The 15,698-nt window shown below is 62.5% G+C and carries 15 protein-coding genes, 1 tRNA gene and 1 pseudogene; 1 reads left to right on the forward strand and 16 read right to left on the reverse strand.

What is annotated here, in order from left to right; genetic code table 11:
• Window positions 1–50: 50 nt before the first annotated feature.
• The 16 genes and pseudogenes from C6571_RS20025 to uvrB form a co-directional block, all read right to left on the reverse strand.
• Complete coding sequence (locus tag C6571_RS20025) at window positions 51–1,265, reverse strand: restriction endonuclease subunit S (RefSeq protein WP_170094834.1); 1,215 nt, start codon at window positions 1,263–1,265, stop codon at window positions 51–53.
• Window positions 1,255–2,816: pseudogene (locus C6571_RS20030) on the reverse strand (class I SAM-dependent DNA methyltransferase). Before C6571_RS20030 ends, C6571_RS20025 begins: the two are co-directional and overlap by 11 nt.
• Window positions 2,817–2,983: 167 nt before the next feature.
• The gene (locus tag C6571_RS17325; protein ID WP_106447799.1) at window positions 2,984–4,288 is read right to left on the reverse strand and encodes a type II toxin-antitoxin system HipA family toxin; all 1,305 of its coding nucleotides are present in this window, start codon (window positions 4,286–4,288) and stop codon (window positions 2,984–2,986) included.
• 1 nt (window position 4,289) lies between these two features.
• Window positions 4,290–4,511, reverse strand: coding sequence for a helix-turn-helix transcriptional regulator (locus C6571_RS17330; protein WP_106447800.1), 222 nt, complete (start codon window positions 4,509–4,511; stop codon window positions 4,290–4,292).
• Window positions 4,512–4,680: 169 nt separating this feature from the next.
• On the reverse strand, window positions 4,681–5,103 hold the full coding sequence (vapC, locus tag C6571_RS17335; protein WP_106447801.1) for a type II toxin-antitoxin system tRNA(fMet)-specific endonuclease VapC: 423 nt from the start codon (window positions 5,101–5,103) through the stop codon (window positions 4,681–4,683).
• On the reverse strand, window positions 5,104–5,334 hold the full coding sequence (locus C6571_RS17340) for an antitoxin (RefSeq protein ID WP_106448318.1): 231 nt from the start codon (window positions 5,332–5,334) through the stop codon (window positions 5,104–5,106). It lies immediately after the preceding gene.
• A gap of 155 nt (window positions 5,335–5,489) precedes the next feature.
• A tRNA-Val gene (locus tag C6571_RS17345) sits at window positions 5,490–5,564 on the reverse strand.
• 39 nt (window positions 5,565–5,603) lie between these two features.
• Window positions 5,604–6,317 carry a DNA polymerase III subunit epsilon gene (dnaQ, locus tag C6571_RS17350; protein ID WP_106447802.1) on the reverse strand — a complete coding sequence of 238 codons (714 nt, stop codon included), beginning with the start codon at window positions 6,315–6,317 and terminating at the stop codon, window positions 5,604–5,606.
• 25 nt (window positions 6,318–6,342) lie between these two features.
• The gene (gene fdx, locus C6571_RS17355; protein WP_106447803.1) at window positions 6,343–6,681 is read right to left on the reverse strand and encodes an ISC system 2Fe-2S type ferredoxin; all 339 of its coding nucleotides are present in this window, start codon (window positions 6,679–6,681) and stop codon (window positions 6,343–6,345) included.
• Between the two features lie 18 nt (window positions 6,682–6,699).
• A complete protein-coding gene (hscA, locus tag C6571_RS17360; protein WP_106447804.1) occupies window positions 6,700–8,586 on the reverse strand; it encodes a Fe-S protein assembly chaperone HscA in 1,887 nt (628 codons plus the stop codon).
• Window positions 8,587–8,650: 64 nt separating this feature from the next.
• A complete protein-coding gene (gene hscB, locus C6571_RS17365; protein ID WP_106447805.1) occupies window positions 8,651–9,169 on the reverse strand; it encodes a Fe-S protein assembly co-chaperone HscB in 519 nt (172 codons plus the stop codon).
• 172 nt (window positions 9,170–9,341) lie between these two features.
• Window positions 9,342–9,665: an iron-sulfur cluster assembly protein IscA gene (gene iscA, locus C6571_RS17375; protein WP_106448319.1), complete on the reverse strand. Its 324-nt coding sequence runs from the start codon at window positions 9,663–9,665 to the stop codon at window positions 9,342–9,344.
• 7 nt (window positions 9,666–9,672) lie between these two features.
• Window positions 9,673–10,077 carry a Fe-S cluster assembly scaffold IscU gene (iscU, locus tag C6571_RS17380; RefSeq protein ID WP_106447806.1) on the reverse strand — a complete coding sequence of 135 codons (405 nt, stop codon included), beginning with the start codon at window positions 10,075–10,077 and terminating at the stop codon, window positions 9,673–9,675.
• Window positions 10,078–10,102: 25 nt separating this feature from the next.
• Window positions 10,103–11,323 carry an IscS subfamily cysteine desulfurase gene (locus C6571_RS17385; protein WP_106447807.1) on the reverse strand — a complete coding sequence of 407 codons (1,221 nt, stop codon included), beginning with the start codon at window positions 11,321–11,323 and terminating at the stop codon, window positions 10,103–10,105.
• 112 nt (window positions 11,324–11,435) lie between these two features.
• Window positions 11,436–11,972 (reverse strand): Fe-S cluster assembly transcription factor, encoded by a 537-nt coding sequence (locus tag C6571_RS17390; RefSeq protein WP_106448320.1) that lies wholly within the window; start codon window positions 11,970–11,972, stop codon window positions 11,436–11,438.
• Window positions 11,973–12,183: 211 nt separating this feature from the next.
• Window positions 12,184–14,277 carry an excinuclease ABC subunit UvrB gene (gene uvrB, locus C6571_RS17395; RefSeq protein ID WP_106447808.1) on the reverse strand — a complete coding sequence of 698 codons (2,094 nt, stop codon included), beginning with the start codon at window positions 14,275–14,277 and terminating at the stop codon, window positions 12,184–12,186.
• A gap of 133 nt (window positions 14,278–14,410) precedes the next feature.
• Between uvrB and C6571_RS17400 the strand changes: the two genes are divergently transcribed.
• Window positions 14,411–15,607: an amino acid aminotransferase gene (locus tag C6571_RS17400; protein ID WP_106447809.1), complete on the forward strand. Its 1,197-nt coding sequence runs from the start codon at window positions 14,411–14,413 to the stop codon at window positions 15,605–15,607.
• Window positions 15,608–15,698: the final 91 nt, after the last annotated feature.

A 15,698-nucleotide genomic window follows, 5' to 3' on the forward strand; every position in this document is an offset into this window, starting at 1 on the left:
AACGCTAGCGCTTTATGGACAAGCGCAAGCAGCTATAAAAAACAGAGCAATCATGCCTGGAAAGCGTCGCTCAGGGCGGCTTCGGTGGCGGTCTGGGCTTCGGGCAAGCGCAACTGGCCGGAGATCAGGCGGGGGAGCAGGGTGTCGCGGAGGGTGGCGAGGGTTTGGGCTTGTTCAGCGTTGTGCCGAAAGCGAACAAACAGCGGGTCTATCAGCGCTGCAAAGTGTTCTGAAACTTCGCGGGTGGGTTTCAGGAAATTGATCCGCCACATGTTCGTCTGGCTGAGCTTGGCCTGCACCGCGCCGGTAATGTAAGGCGTGATATTTGTGCGCTGCATGGCGAGCATGACGTGCTCGGTAGCTACACCGTCTTTGCCTTGGAGAATGTGTGCGTGGTTGTTGACCCAGAATTTGCCCCACACGTACTGCATGATCGGATATCCATTCGTATCTGCGACTGAGCCATCTTCGCCCGTTAGCAAATAGACGCCATCAAAAAGGTAGTTGTCCACGGTATCCATTAATGCAGCCGCACCGTAGTACGGATACGGTCCTTTCCGCTTTTCACGTTCTTGCCCGGAGAGAGGAACGCGTTTTGAGTCATGTATTGAAACTGCTTCCTTCAAGCTGACGTTTCGCCACCCATTCGGCACCGGCCCCAACTCCGACTCCTCAAGCGCATCGGGAAACAGCGCGGCGGTGGCCTCATCCATGCCTTCGGGGGCGCGGCCTTCCATCTTGGCGCGCACGGGGTCGAAATCAACAAACCACGATTTGAACAGCGCCTGGGCGATGGCTTCGAGCGTGGCGTTGGTTTCGCGCAGGAGGGTGATGCGGTCGTCGAGGGCGCCCACAAGCGCTGAGATAGCTCGCTGATCTCCCGGGCAAGGAATCTGTGCTTCTATCGCGTTTAACGTTGTCTGGTTGATCAACGGCTGACCGGAGCCGCTGCGCCAGTTATTGAGATTCAGCTGCTTGAGTAGGTAGTACAGAAAGCTCGGATCGTTCTCACCCTTCGCAGTTGCACGGATCGCGTTATCCGTCACCCAGCAAGCCTCACTAGAAAAATGGACAGAGCCACAGTAGGAACCGACGCGCCCGATGACGATAGTGTTCGGGGGCGAATTGAAGTCCCTGGCTTTGCCAATCAATCCGTTTGACCCAAATACCGGAACGGGGGCAACGTCTTCTCGCTCTGGGCTGGTACGACCGTTTGCAAAACTCAAGACTTCTTCCAGTCGTGTGAGGCGCAGCTCAGAACTCATACCCCAGCCCCCCAGCTTCGCCCGAATCACCGCATCCAGCTCCGCGCCTTTGGCCATCTGCTCGCCCAGCTTCTCGGTCAGCTTCTGCATCTTGTCGGCAAAGGCTTCGTCGTCGTCTTCCACCGCCTCAGCGCCCACGTAGCGGCCGGGGGTGAGCACATGGCCGTGCTGAGCGATCTCCTGCAGGGGCACGCTGCGGCAGAAACCGGGGACGTCTTCATACGTGGCAACGCTGGCGCCTGCGGGCGCCTCGCCGCGCCAGGCGGCCACGGTGGCGGCGATGCGGTCGATGACTTCGTCCGTCAGCTCGCCCTGCACGCGGCTGATCATGGTGGCGAGCTTGCGGGCGTCGATGAACAGCACCTCGCCCTTGCGCTGTTTCTGCTTGGCCAAAAACCACAGGCAGGCGGGGATTTGCGTGTTGAAGAACAGCTGGCCGGGCAAGGCAATCATCACTTCGACCACGTCGGCTTCGACCATGGCGGCGCGGATCTGGCCTTCGCTGTTCTGGCTGCTGCTCATGGAGCCATTGGCCAGCACGATGCCGGCGCGCCCGCTGGGTTTGAGGTGGTGCAGCATGTGCTGCAGCCAGGCGTAGTTAGCGTTGCCCTGGGGTGGGTCGCCATACACCCAGCGCGGGTCGCCTTCGAGGCTGCCGTGCCACCAGTCGCTCACGTTGAACGGCGGGTTGGCCAGGATGAAGTCGGCGCGCAGGTCGGGGTGCTGGTTGCGCACAAAGGTGTCGGCGGGTTCGCGCCCCAGGTTGAAGTCGATGCCGCGAATGGCCAGGTTCATGGCGGCCAGGCGCCAGGTGGTGGGGTTGCTTTCCTGCCCGTAGATGGACACGTCGTTGATCTTGCCGCCATGCGCTTCGATGAACTTCTCGCTCTGCACAAACATGCCGCCCGAGCCGCAGCACGGGTCGTACACCTTGCCGCTGTGCGGATTGAGCACGGCGACCAGGGTTTTGACGATGCTGGCGGGCGTGTAGAACTGCCCGCCGCGCTTGCCTTCGGCGCTGGCGAACATGCCCAGAAAGTATTCGTACACCTGGCCCAGGGTGTCGCGCGCTACGTCGGGTGTGGCGCCAAAACCGATGGTGGACACCAAGTCGACCAGCTCGCCCAGCTTGCCGTCGGGCAACTGGGCGCGGGCAAAGCGCTTGTCCAAAATGCCTTTGAGCTTGGGGTTGTCGCCTTCGATGAGGGCCAGCGCGTCGTCGATGTGTTTGCCAATGCCCGGCTGCTTGGCCTGGGCGCGCAGTTGCTCCCAGCGGGCGCCTTCGGGCACCCAGAACACGTTGCCCGAGGTGTAGTAGTCGCGGTCGTCCAGCTCGGCAGCCAGGTCTTCGGCTGCGGCTTCGCCGTAGTAGTACTCGTCGTTGGGGTCGGCCAGGCGCGCGGCCACTTCGGCGCGGCGGGCAGCAAACGTGTCGCTGATGTATTTGACGAAGATGAGGCCGAGCACCAGGTGCTTGTATTCGGCCGCGTCCATGTTGGCGCGCAGTTTGTCGGCGGTGGCCCAGAGGGTTTTTTTGATGTCGTCGAGCATGGGGGATCAGAGGGCTTTTTTATTGGCGGCTGCCATCGTCTGGACGAAGCCGTATTTGCGGGCCTGGGGGGCGCAGGAATTGAGGTCGGGCTTGTGCGTATTTTTATGGTCGAAAGTGGCTCTAGCGCTTTAACAGCAAGCGTAAGCAGCTATCAAAATAGGAATTATCAAGCGGTGCCCAGTGGCGCATCCTCTGCCGGGTGGGCCGTGAGGCGGCGAATGGTGAGGGCGCAGCGCTGGTCGATCAGGGCAACGATCTGGTCGATGACGGGGTGGCCCGTGCCCTGGCTCTGAAACGCGGTCTGGGTGGCACGCGCCAAGTCGGGCAGGCGCTTGGCAATGTCCAGAATGCGCTTTTTGACCTGTGCGGGCGACAAGGCGGCCTCGATGGCAAATTGCTCCCAGTGCCGTGCCATCACTTCTGCAAACTTGTATTTGCTGCCGATTTTCATGGCCATTTTTTCGGTGAGCGTGGGGTAGACGGCGGTGCACAGTGCGTCGTACAGGGGCGTGAGCACGGCGCCCGCAGGGGTGTAGAGCAGCGAGAAGTTCTTGCCGTGGGCATCGTGGTTACCGACCAGGGCGTTGAACACCACGTAGTCCAGCAACTTGAGCGTGTGCAGCGCGCTGGGGCGGGTGGCGCTGCGCACCAGCGCAAATGCCTGGGCCAAGCCCGGGCCGCCTTCGTTTTGGTATTTGTGCTCAGAGACGATGCCCAGCGCCTGGCAGAAGTCTTCCTGGTGCAGGCGTTGGGTCGGCAGGCTCGTTCGTTCCGTTACGTCGGCTTGCCGGTCATAACGTTCTACCAGCAGGTAGTGGCGCTGCTGCGCACCATCTGCAATGGCCCGAATCTGGGTGCGGGCAACATCCAGCTTCAAGGCGCCGGCCAGTGCCATGCAAAAGGCTTCGTTGAAGACGCTGCCGCCCACCCCGGCAATGGGCGGTTTGAGGATGTGGGTGCTGGGTGAGCCGTTGAGCGGCAGGCCGATGCGAAGGCCGTCCGCGTCCAGCACCACCGGCAATTTGTCTTGCGCACCGGCCAGCGAGAGACGCAGGCCGTCTTCGCCCGCACGCATGGGGCGCAGAGGCATTTCATCGAGCACCTGGAGCAGTTGCGCGTGGTCCAGCCAGCGCACTTCACGGGGGGCATCGGGAGGTTGAGGCAACTGGCCGGCGTCGAGCAAGGTGACGGCACCGGCACACTCACCGCCCAGGCTGTCCAGCAGGGCGTAGTCGTTCTGCTTGGAGATTTGCAAGGTTTTGGCGATCTGCTTGCGCTTGCCACCCTCGGGCAACAAGCCGGCGAAGAACGGACGGCTTGCCCTGTCGTCAAAGGGTTCTGAGCGAATGGGGAGGGATTGCGACAAAGGCGTGGTGGCGTCGGGTGCATAAGCAAAGCCCAGCCGCCCCTCTACTTGTGACAGGGTGCCAACGTGCGCGCCCAGCAACCAGACTTCAAGATGCCCCGCCATGTCAGGCCAAACCCTCGACGGCGAGGCTGCCGCCCAGTGTGTTCAGCACTTTTAGCAGGGTCTGCAGGCGAATGGTGGGCTTGCCGGCCTCCAGCTCCACAATAAAGCGCACGCCAACGCCCGCCGCCAGTGCCAATTGGGGTTGGGTGAGGCCCAGCCTGTGGCGAGCAGCCAAAACGGCGGCGCCCAGTGCTTCGGGGGAGTTGGTGGGGGTGATGGCCATGTAAATTTCCTGATCAGGAAATTATGTAGCCTATTCAGCGGGTTGGCAATATAAATTTCCCGATAGGGAATTTTGACTGTTTGTTGGCAAGGGCATTGACAAATCATCCCGATCGGGAAATTTTCGCATTGTCACTCCCGCCTGGTACTGCATCCGTCATTCGGGCCATCTACTTGGTGACGACCCAGTTCTCGACCGCCAGGCCATCGACGCGGCAGAACTCGCGCTCGTTGTTGGTCACCAGCACCCAGCCCTCGGCCCGCGCGTGTGCGGCTATCCAGAGGTCGTTGTTGCTCATATTCGGTATTGGCTGACCTGCACGCTCCAGCCCGCTGCGGATCTGGCCATAGTGCTGGCCTGCCGCGTGGGTCAATGGCATCACCTGGATGGTGCTTTGCAGTTGCTGCAGCGCGGCAAGGGCTTTGGCCCGGGCCTGGCTTTTTTCTGCGCCGTGCTGCAGCTCGCCCAGGGTGACGACGGACATGGCGAGGGCATCTGCGCTGAGCTGCTCAAAACGCGCCCGCACGGCAGGCGGGTTGTGTTTGGCGATGTAGATGCAGATGTTGGTATCGAGCAAGTAGCGGATAGCCATTCAAAAGGCCTCGCGCTCTTGGGGCGGCGTGTCGGTGCGGCCTTCTTCCATGAAGTCGGCAGGCAGGCGGGTCAAGGCATCAAAGATGGCAGCGGCATTGGTGGGGCGTTCGCGCAGGACAATGTCATTGCCCTGCCGGAAAATCTCGACTTGCTCGGTATCGAAGCGAAATTCCTTGGGCAGACGCACGGCCTGGCTGTTGCCGGACTGGAAAACGCGGGCGTAGGTCATGTGCATTTTCTCCCTGAAATATATACATAAAGTATATACGCCTTGCATGCGCTGTCAATGTGAAGAAGACCGCGTGTGGGGCGAATGCGGTCTCGGCTTCACCAACAAAAAAAGCACCCGGCGTTTCCGCCAAGTGCTTCATTCATTTCATGTTCTGGTGGGCGATGCAAGCTTCGAACTTGCGACCCCTGCAGTGTGAATGCAGTGCTCTACCCCTGAGCTAATCGCCCTATTGCGTTTGCAACAGCCCGCTATTATTGCACAGCTTTTCAGGCGTTTTTGGCAATCGGCCAGACGGTTTTGCCTCCGCTGGCCTTGTCAATGTCGCGCAGCAGGAGAGCATGTGCTTGCAGCTCGGCTTCGCTCGCAGGCAGCACGCGCAGGCTGAGCGTGCGCAGATCCAGGCTCGGTACGCTTCCCTCGGCGCCGCCGGGGCCCGTTTCCTCGGCGATCAGCAAGGCGTCCTGCCCGCGCGTGAGGTTGATGTACACGTCGGCCAGCAGCTCGGCGTCGAGCAGCGCGCCGTGCAGGGTGCGGCTGGAGTTGTCCACGCCCAGGCGGTCGCACAGGGCGTCGAGCGAATTGCGCTTGCCGGGGTACAGCTCCTTGGCCATGGCCAGGGTGTCGGTGACGCGCTCGACGTGCGCGGCAAAAGGCGGCAGGCCGGCGAGTTCCAGCTCCTTGTTCAAAAAGCTGACGTCGAAGGCTGCGTTGTGGATGATGACTTCGGCGTCGCGCAGGTAGTCGATGAACTCCGCCGCCACGGCCTCGAAGCGGGGCTTGTCGCGCAGGAATTCGTTGCTGATGCCGTGCACCTTGAGCGCGTCTTCGTGGCTGTCGCGCCCAGGGTTCAGGTAGTAGTGGAAATGGCGCCCGGTGAGCTTGCGGTTGAGCAGCTCGACGCAGCCGATCTCGATGACGCGGTCGCCCGCGTCGGCCGACAGGCCCGTGGTTTCGGTGTCAAGAATGATTTGCCGGCTCATGGCTGCGCCCTGCCCTGACGGGCCATCAGTGGTTTTCCTTGGCGTGGTTGATGGAGTATTTGGGGATCTCCACCGTCACATCCTTGCCCGCCAGAATGGCCTGGCACGAGAGCCGCGACTGCGGCTCCAGGCCCCAGGCACGGTCGAGCAGGTCTTCTTCCTCCTCCTCGGCCTCATTGAGCGACTCCAGGCCTTCGCGCACGACCACATGGCAAGTCGTGCAGGCGCAGCTCATATCGCAGGCGTGCTCGATGTTGATCTTGTTTTCCAGCAAGGCCTCACAAATGCTGGTGCCGGCGGGCGCCGTGATTTCGGCACCTTCTGGGCAGTATTCGGGGTGCGGCAGGACTTTGATGACGGGCATGAATCGGGGTCTCGGTGTTCAAAGGGTGTCAATGCGCTTGCCGGCGAGCGCATCGCGGATGCTGCGGTTCATGCGCTCGGCGGCGAAGGCTTCGGTGCTTGCGGCCAGGGCCTGGGTGGCGGCCTCGATGGCTGCGGCATCACCACTGCCAGTGCGCGCGGTTTCGAGCTGGCGCATCAGCGAGTCGATGCGGGCGCGCTCGCTCGCCTCCAGCAGGTCGCCGTCCGCTGCAAGTGCGGTGGCCGTGGCCGCCAGCAGGCGCTCGGCGTCCACACGGGCCTCGGCGACGGCACGCGCGCGAATGTCGTCAGACGCCGTGGCAAAACCCTCCTGCAGCATGCGGGTGATCTCGTCGTCGCTCAGCCCGTACGAGGGCTTGACGTCGATGCGCGCTTCAATCCCGCTGGTCTGCTCGCGCGCGTTCACGCTCAGCAGGCCATCGGCGTCCACAGTGAAGGTGACGCGGATGCGCGCCGCGCCGGCCGTCATCGGCGGAATCCCGCGCAGCTCGAAACGCGCCAGGCTGCGGCAATCCTGAACCAGGTCGCGTTCGCCCTGCACGACATGGATCGCCAGCGCGGTCTGCCCGTCCTTGAAGGTGGTGAAGTCCTGCGCCTTGGCGGTGGGAATGGTTTCGTTGCGCGAAATGATGCGCTCGACCAGGCCTCCCATGGTCTCCAGGCCCAGCGAAAGCGGAATCACGTCGAGCAGCAGCAGGTCTTCAGCGCCCGCATTGCCGGCCAACTGATTGGCCTGGACGGCGGCGCCGAGCGCCACCACTTCGTCCGGGTTCAGGTTGGTCAGTGGCGGTTGGCCAAAGAAATCGGCCACGGCACGCTGCACTTGCGGCATGCGCGTCGCGCCGCCGACCATGACGACGCCCTTGACGTCGGCGGGTGTGAGTCGCGCATCGCGCAACACGCGCCGGACCACGGCCAGGCTGCGGGCGGTGAGCGGTGCAGTCGCCGTATCAAAATCCGAACATTTAACGTCGAAATGCACGCTGGCGCTTGATAGCTCTACGTGGAACGCTACACTTTCGGTAGCAGTCAGGGCTTCCTTGCACCGTCTGGCCGCCACACGCGCGGCGCCTTTGTCGGAAGGATTGGCCAGTACAGAGCCCGTCTGCGCCAACACCCAATCGGCCAGGGCAGCGTCGTAGTCGTCGCCGCCCAGAGCCGAATCGCCGCCGGTGGCGATCACCTCAAACACGCCCTGGGCTAGGCGAAGAATTGAAATGTCAAAGGTACCGCCGCCCAGGTCGTACACCGCGTACACACCCTCGCTGGCGTTGTCCAGGCCATAGGCAATGGCCGCCGCCGTGGGTTCGTTGATGAGGCGCAGCACGTCGATGCCGGCCAGGCGCGCGGCGTCCTTTGTGGCCTGGCGCTGCGCGTCGTCGAAATATGCGGGCACCGTGATGACGGCGCCGTACAGCTCGTCGTCAAAGCTGTCTTCGGCGCGCTGGCGCAGCGTGGCAAGGATTTCCGCGCTCACTTCCACCGGTGACTTGGCACCCTGTGCGGTAGCAATGCGCAGCATGCCGGCGACGTTGCCTTGCGCTTCAAGGTCCTCCTCATGCTCCAGCGCATAGGGCAGCTTGTCTGCCGCCGCAATATCGCCCCGACCGCGACCCATGAAACGCTTGACCGAAGCAATGGTGTTGGCGGCGTCCTGCTGCAGAAAGGGAATGGCGTCATGGCCAATCTGGCGCCCGCCGGTTTCGGGATAGCGCACGATGGACGGGAGCAGCACCCTGCCCTGCGCGTCGGGAAGGCATTCGGCCACACCACTGCGTACTGCGGCGACCAAAGAATGCGTGGTGCCCAGGTCAATGCCTACCGCCAGACGCCGCTGGTGGGGCTTGGGGGATTGGCCGGGTTCGGAAATCTGCAGCAGCGCCATGGAATCCTGTCGTGATCGAAAACGCCGGGGCCGCCTCGTGCGAAGCGGCTGGCCGGGCAACCGCCTATTGTCCCAGTTGATCGGCGCGTTGCTCCACGCTGCGCGCAAAACGCGCAAGGAACATGAGGGCTCTGACCTGCTGCGCGGCCGCCGGGTAGTCGTGCGATTCGTCGAGCAAGGCAGCGCATTGCTCCAGCGCATTGCGCTCGGCGTTCTTGACCACCAAGCCCAGGGCATCGATCTGCTGCGCACTGCGGGCGTCGTCCAATGCCTCGCGCCACTCCATCTGTTGCATCAGGAATTGCGTGGGCATCGCTGTGTTGTCCTCGGCCCCCACCGGCGCCCCACCGAGTTCGCACAAATAGGCGGCGCGGGTGAGCGGCTCTTTGAGCCGCTGGTAGGCCTCGTTGATGCGCACCGACCACTGCATGGCGACCCGCTGCGCGGCAGCGCCCTCAGACGCAAAACGGTCCGGATGCGCCTGGCGCTGCAGTTCCTTCCAGCGCGCGTCAAGCTGCGCCCGGTCCTGGGCGAAGCGGCGCTCCACGCCAAAGAGTTCGAAATCGTCGGATTGGAGGTTCATGCCCGCGTATTGTTGCGTTCGTATGGTCGCTGACCAATGGATCGACACTGCCTAAAACCAGCAGCCACCGTGCAAGGACCGCCCCGCCGCACGGGTGGCGTCCCCCTTCCCGCACCGCGCAGCGGAGCGAGAGAAGGGGGAAGGCGCAAAGCGCCTCAGGGGGATGCTCCTGCTAAACCCTAAAGCTCTCGCCACACCCGCAGCGGTCGCGCTCGTTGGGGTTGCTGAACTTGAAGCCTTCGTTCAGCCCTTCGCGGACGAAGTCGAGCTGCGTTCCGTCCAGGTAGGCCAGGCTCTTGGGGTCGATCAGCAGCTTGACGCCGTGGTTCTCGAACACCACGTCTTCGGGCGCGGCTTCGTCCACGTATTCAAGTTGGTAGGCCAGGCCCGAGCAACCGCTGGTCTTTACGCCCAGGCGCACGCCCAGCCCTTTGCCGCGCCGCTCCATATAGCGGCTCACGTGGCGGGCCGCTGCTTCGGTCAGGGTAATGGCCATGGCGTTCTCAGGCATTTGCGGGAACGGCCGCGCCGTGCTTGGCCTTGTAGTCGCTGACGGCAGCCTTGATGGCGTCTTCGGCCAGGATGGAGCAATGGATTTTCACCGGCGGCAATGCCAGCTCCTGCGCGATCTCGCTGTTCTTGAGCGCCGCCGCTTCGTCCAGCGTCTTGCCCTTGACCCACTCGGTCACCAGCGACGACGAGGCAATGGCGGAGCCGCAGCCGTAGGTCTTGAAGCGTGCATCTTCAATCACGCCGGTATCGGCGTTGACCTTGATCTGCAGCTTCATCACGTCGCCACAGGCGGGGGCCCCGACCATGCCGGTACCCACCGATTCGTCGCCCTTGTCGAAGGAACCGACATTGCGCGGGTTTTCGTAGTGGTCGATTACTTTTTCTGAATAAGCCATGGTGTGCTCCTTGCAAAGTCCGGTTTCAGTGGGCAGCCCACTGGATGGTGCTGATGTCGATGCCGTCCTGGTACATCTCCCAGAGCGGGCTGAGTTCGCGCAGGCGGGCCACGTTTTCGCGAATGGTGGAAATCGCGTAGTCGATCTCTTCTTCGGTGGTGAAGCGCCCGATCGTCATGCGCAGGCTGCTGTGTGCCAATTCGTCGCTGCGGCCCAAGGCGCGCAGCACATAGCTGGGTTCCAGGCTGGCCGAGGTGCAGGCCGAGCCGGACGACACGGCCAGGCCCTTGATGCCCATGATGAGCGACTCGCCTTCAACGTAGTTGAAGCTGATGTTGAGGTTCTGCGGGACGCGGTGGTCGAGGCTGCCGTTGATGAAGACTTGTTCAATGTCTTTCAGACCGTCGAGCAGGCGCTTTTGCAGCGCCCGCGCGCTGGCATTCACCTCGTCCATCTCCAGCTTGATGAGGCGGAACGCTTCGCCCATGCCGACGATCTGGTGCGTGGGCAAGGTGCCCGAGCGCATGCCGCGCTCGTGTCCACCGCCGTGAATCTGCGCCTCCAGGCGCACGCGTGGCTTGCGCCGCACGTACAACGCACCCACACCCTTGGGGCCGTAGGTTTTGTGCGCCGTCATGCTCATCAGGTCAACAGGGAGTGTTTTGATGTCGATTTCCACCCGGCCCGTGGCCTGCGCGGCATCGACATGCAGCAGCGATCCGTTTTCGCGGCAAATGGCGCCAATCGCGGCCACGTCCTGAATCACGCCAATTTCGTTGTTCACGAACAGCACGCTCACCAGCACGGTGTCCGGCCGCAACGCGGCCTTGAAGGCGTCGAGGTTGATGAGACCGTCTTCCTGCACGTCGAGGTAGCTGACTTCAAAGCCCTGGCGTTCCAGCTCGCGCATGGTGTCCAGCGTGGCCTTGTGCTCGGTCTTCCAGGTAATGAGGTGCTTGCCCTTGCCTTTGTAGAACTGGGCCGCGCCCTTGAGCGCCAGATTCGTGGACTCGGTGGCGCCGCTGGTCCAGACGATTTCGCGCGGATCCGCACCTATCAGCTCGGCCACTTGCTCGCGCGCACGCTCAATCGCTGCTTCGGCTTCCCAGCCCCAGGCGTGGCTGCGGGACGCTGCGTTGCCAAAATGCTCGCGCAGCCAGGGGATCATGGCATCGACCACGCGCGGGTCCACTGGCGTGGTGGCGCCGTAATCTAGATATATAGGGAAGTGCGGGGTCATTTCCATGGCTGGCTCGTTGTAGGGGGCGGGCTGGCGGGTGTTTTAACGTAGCGAGCTTGCAGCAAAAAGCGGGCGCGCGCCCAGCAAAAGCGCGGCCACCCATACTGCAACAGGGTCTTCAGGATTTCGCGAACACGTTGCCCAAAGCAAACACTGAATTGGGCGCGTTCACGCGGATCGGCTTGATCACCGGCTGGGTGGAAATGGCGCGGCGCAGCACGGGTTTGTCTTCAATCTGAAGCCCCTTGGCGAGTTGCTCGTCCACCAATTTTTGCAGATTCACCGACGCCAGAAAATCGACCATGCGCTGGTTCAGCGTGGCCCACAGATCGTGCGTCATGCAGCGGCCGGCTTCGCCCAGGCAGTTTTCCTTGCCGCCGCACTGCGTGGCGTCCATGGGTTCGTCCACGGAAACAATGATGTCGGCAACGGTGATGTCGGCTGCATTGCGCGCCAGGGTGTAGCCGCCGCCGGGGCCGCGCGTAGATTCGACCAGCTCGTGGCGGCGCAGCTTGCCAAACAGCTGCTCCAGATAGGAGAGCGAAATGCGCTGGCGCTGGCTGATGGCGGCCAGGGTGACGGGACCATTGCCTTGGCGCAGAGCCAGATCAATCATCGCGGTGACCGCAAAACGGCCCTTGGTGGTAAGACGCATCGCAAGCTCCTTGTGCTTTTGGTTCTGTGCCGGCCGCATACAGTGCAAACCAGTCACCCGTTCTCCGTCTTGTCTGCCTGATAAATGGCGAACTTATTCGGGAACGGAGAAAACCCGACTAAGTTGTGTGAGTATAGCATAAAGTCTGATCAAATTTGTCGGATATTCGAATGCACGGTCACAAGGCATCCGCCTGCGTATGAATATCCCCTCAAGTTGCAGGGAAAGGAACAAGGTTGTCGCCCCCGTGCGCGCCAAAGGCAGCGTCCTTGAGCCTTGCCAACTGGTCGCGCACCCGCGCCGCCTGTTCGAACTCCAGGTTGCGGGCGTGCTCCAGCATCTGTTTTTCCAGGTGTTTGATCTCGCGTGCAATCTCTTTCTCGCTCATGTCCTCAATGCGCGCACGCGCGACTGCGCCCTGCGCCAGCCGCTCGGCTTCCTTGCCTGCTTTTTCGCTGTAGACGCCGTCAATCAGGTCACGTACCTGCTTGACAATGCTGCGCGGTGTAATGCCGCGCTCCAGGTTGTGCGCCACCTGTTTTTCGCGTCGGCGCTGGGTTTCGCCCATGGCCGCCGCCATGGAATCCGTCACCCGGTCGGCATACAAAATGGCCGTGCCGGCCAAGTTGCGCGCTGCGCGGCCAATGGTCTGGATCAGGCTGCGCTCCGAGCGCAGAAAACCCTCCTTGTCCGCGTCCAGAATGGCGACCAGCGACACCTCGGGAATGTCCAGGCCTTCGCGCAGCAGGTTGATGCCGACCAGCACGTCAAACGCGCCCAGGCGCAGGTCACGGATGATTTCCACCCGCTCCACCGTGTCGACATCCGAGTGCAAATAGCGCACCTTGACGCCGTTGTCGCTTAAATAGTCGGTCAGCTGCTCGGCCATGCGCTTGGTCAGCGTGGTGATCAGGACGCGCTCGTTCTTCTGCACGCGGATGTGGATTTCCTGCAGCACGTCGTCCACCTGGTTGGTGGCGGGGCGCACCTGCACTTCAGGGTCTACCAGGCCAGTCGGCCGCACCAGCTGCTCCACCACCTGGCCGGCATGCTGTTTTTCGTAGTCGGCCGGCGTGGCCGAGACGAAGATGGCTTGGCGCATGCGGCGCTCGAACTCTTCAAACTTGAGCGGGCGGTTGTCCAGTGCGCTTGGCAGGCGAAAGCCGTATTCGACCAGCGTGGTCTTGCGCGAGCGGTCGCCGTTGTACATGGCGTTGAGCTGGCCGATCATCTGGTGGCTCTCGTCCAGGAACATCAGCGCGTCGGGCGGCATGTAGTCGGTCAGCGTGCTCGGCGGGTCGCCCGGGGCCGAGCCTGAGAGGTGGCGCGAATAGTTTTCAATGCCTTTGCAGTGTCCGACCTCGCTCAGCATCTCCAGATCAAAGCGCGTGCGCTGCTCCAGCCGCTGGGCTTCCACCAATTTCCCATCGCCCACCAGCTGCTTCAAGCGATCAGATAGCTCATGCTTGATTGCCTCCACCGCCAACAGCACCTGGTCGCGCGGCGTGACGTAGTGGCTGCTCGGATAGACGGTAAAGCGCGGAATGCTCTGGCGCACACGCCCGGTGAGCGGGTCGAACAGTTGCAGGCTCTCTACCTCGTCGTCAAACAGCTCGATGCGAATCGCCAACTCCGAGTGTTCCGCCGGGAACACGTCGATGGTGTCGCCGCGCACGCGAAACGTGCCGCGTGCAAAATCGGTGTCGTTGCGCTGGTACTGCATGCGCACCAATTGGCCAATGGCGTCGCGCTGGCCCAGCTTGTCGCCGGTGCGGAGCGTCATCACCATGCGGTGGTAGCTCTCGGGGTTGCCGATGCCGTAGATGGCCGAGACGGTGGCGACGATGACCACGTCGCGCCGCTCCAGGATGCTTTTGGTGCACGACAGCCGCATCTGCTCGATGTGCTCGTTGATGGCGCTGTCTTTCTCGATGAACAGGTCGCGCTGCGGCACGTAGGCCTCGGGCTGGTAGTAGTCGTAGTAGCTGACGAAGTACTCGACCGCGTTGTGCGGGAAGAACTCGCGAAACTCCGAATACAACTGCGCCGCCAGCGTCTTGTTGGGCGCAAACACGATCGCCGGCCGCCCCAGGCGCGCGATCACATTGGCCATGGTGAAGGTTTTGCCCGAGCCGGTCACGCCCAGCAGCGTCTGGAACACCTCGCCGTCGCGCACGCCTTCGACCAGCTTGTCGATGGCCTCGGGCTGGTCGCCGGCTGGCGGGTACGGCTGGTACAGCTCGAACGGCGAGCCCGCAAAGCGCAAGAATTCGCCCGTAGCGGGCGCAGAGGTAACTTCGTGCATAGGGTAACGGTGTGGCGCAGGCCGGATGGCGGCCAACAGGTTCTAAAATTCGGGTTTGCCCGAGGCCACAAAGCGTAGCGGAGACGCACATCTGAGGTCGGGCAGCCAAATATCCACCCATCAAGGACCATCCATGTCTCTGTTTTCCGCTGTCGAAATGGCGCCCCGCGATCCGATTCTGGGCCTCAACGAGCAATTCAACGCCGATACCAACCCCAAAAAGGTGAACTTGGGCGTCGGCGTGTACTTCGACGACAACGGCAAACTCCCGCTGCTGCAGTGCGTGCAGGCAGCCGAGCAGAAGATGATGCAGAAACCCACGGCACGTGGCTACCTGCCTATCGATGGCATCGTTGCGTACGACAACGCGGTGAAAGCGCTGGTGTTTGGTGCCGACAGCGAGCCGGTCAAAAGCGGCCGCGTCGCCACGGTGCAGGCCATCGGCGGCACCGGCGGCCTGAAGATTGGCGCCGACTTTCTGAAGAAGCTCAGCCCCAACGCCAAAGTGCTTATCTCCGACCCAAGCTGGGAAAACCACCGTGCCCTGTTCACCAACGCGGGCTTCGAGGTCGGCACGTACGCGTACTACGACGCAGAAAAGCGCGGCGTGAACTTTGACGGCATGCTGGCCAGCCTGAAGGCCGCCGCCCCCGGCACCATCGTGGTGTTGCACGCCTGCTGCCACAACCCCACGGGCTACGACATCACCGCCGCCCAGTGGAACCAGGTGATCGACGTGCTCAAGGCCGGCAAGCTCACGCCTTTCCTCGACATGGCCTACCAGGGCTTTGGCCACGGCATTGCCGAGGACGGCGCGGTGATCGGCAAGTTCGTCGCGTCGGGCATGAACTTCTTTGTCTCCACCTCGTTCTCCAAGAGCTTCAGCCTGTACGGCGAACGCGTCGGCGGCCTCTCGGTGCTGTGCCAGGACAAGGAAGAAGCTGGCCGCGTGCTCAGCCAGCTCAAAATTGTCATCCGCACCAACTACAGCAACCCGCCCACGCACGGCGGCGCCGTGGTGGCTGCGGTGCTGAACGACCCCGAGCTGCGCGCCCTGTGGGAAAAAGAGCTGGGCGAAATGCGCGTGCGCATCAAGGCGATGCGGCAGAAGTTGGTGGATGGGTTGAAGGCGGCGGGTGTGAAGCAGGACATGAGCTTCATCACCACGCAGATCGGCATGTTCAGCTATTCGGGTCTGTCCAAGGCCCAGATGGTGCGGCTGCGCGATGAGTTTGGCGTGTATGGCACGGACACGGGGCGGATGTGTGTGGCTGCGCTGAATAGCCAGAATATTGACTATGTTTGTGCGTCGATTGCCAAGGTGATGTGATGTGTTAGCGGCGTGCGCCGCACCCTTGGGATTTGCCAGCCGCCTACGGGCGGCTTTTGTTGTGATTGCTAACTGTGCAGGTGCCTCAGAC

Origin of the sequence: Simplicispira suum (assembly GCF_003008595.1) — a bacterium.
GTDB lineage: Bacteria > Pseudomonadota > Gammaproteobacteria > Burkholderiales > Burkholderiaceae_C > Simplicispira > Simplicispira suum.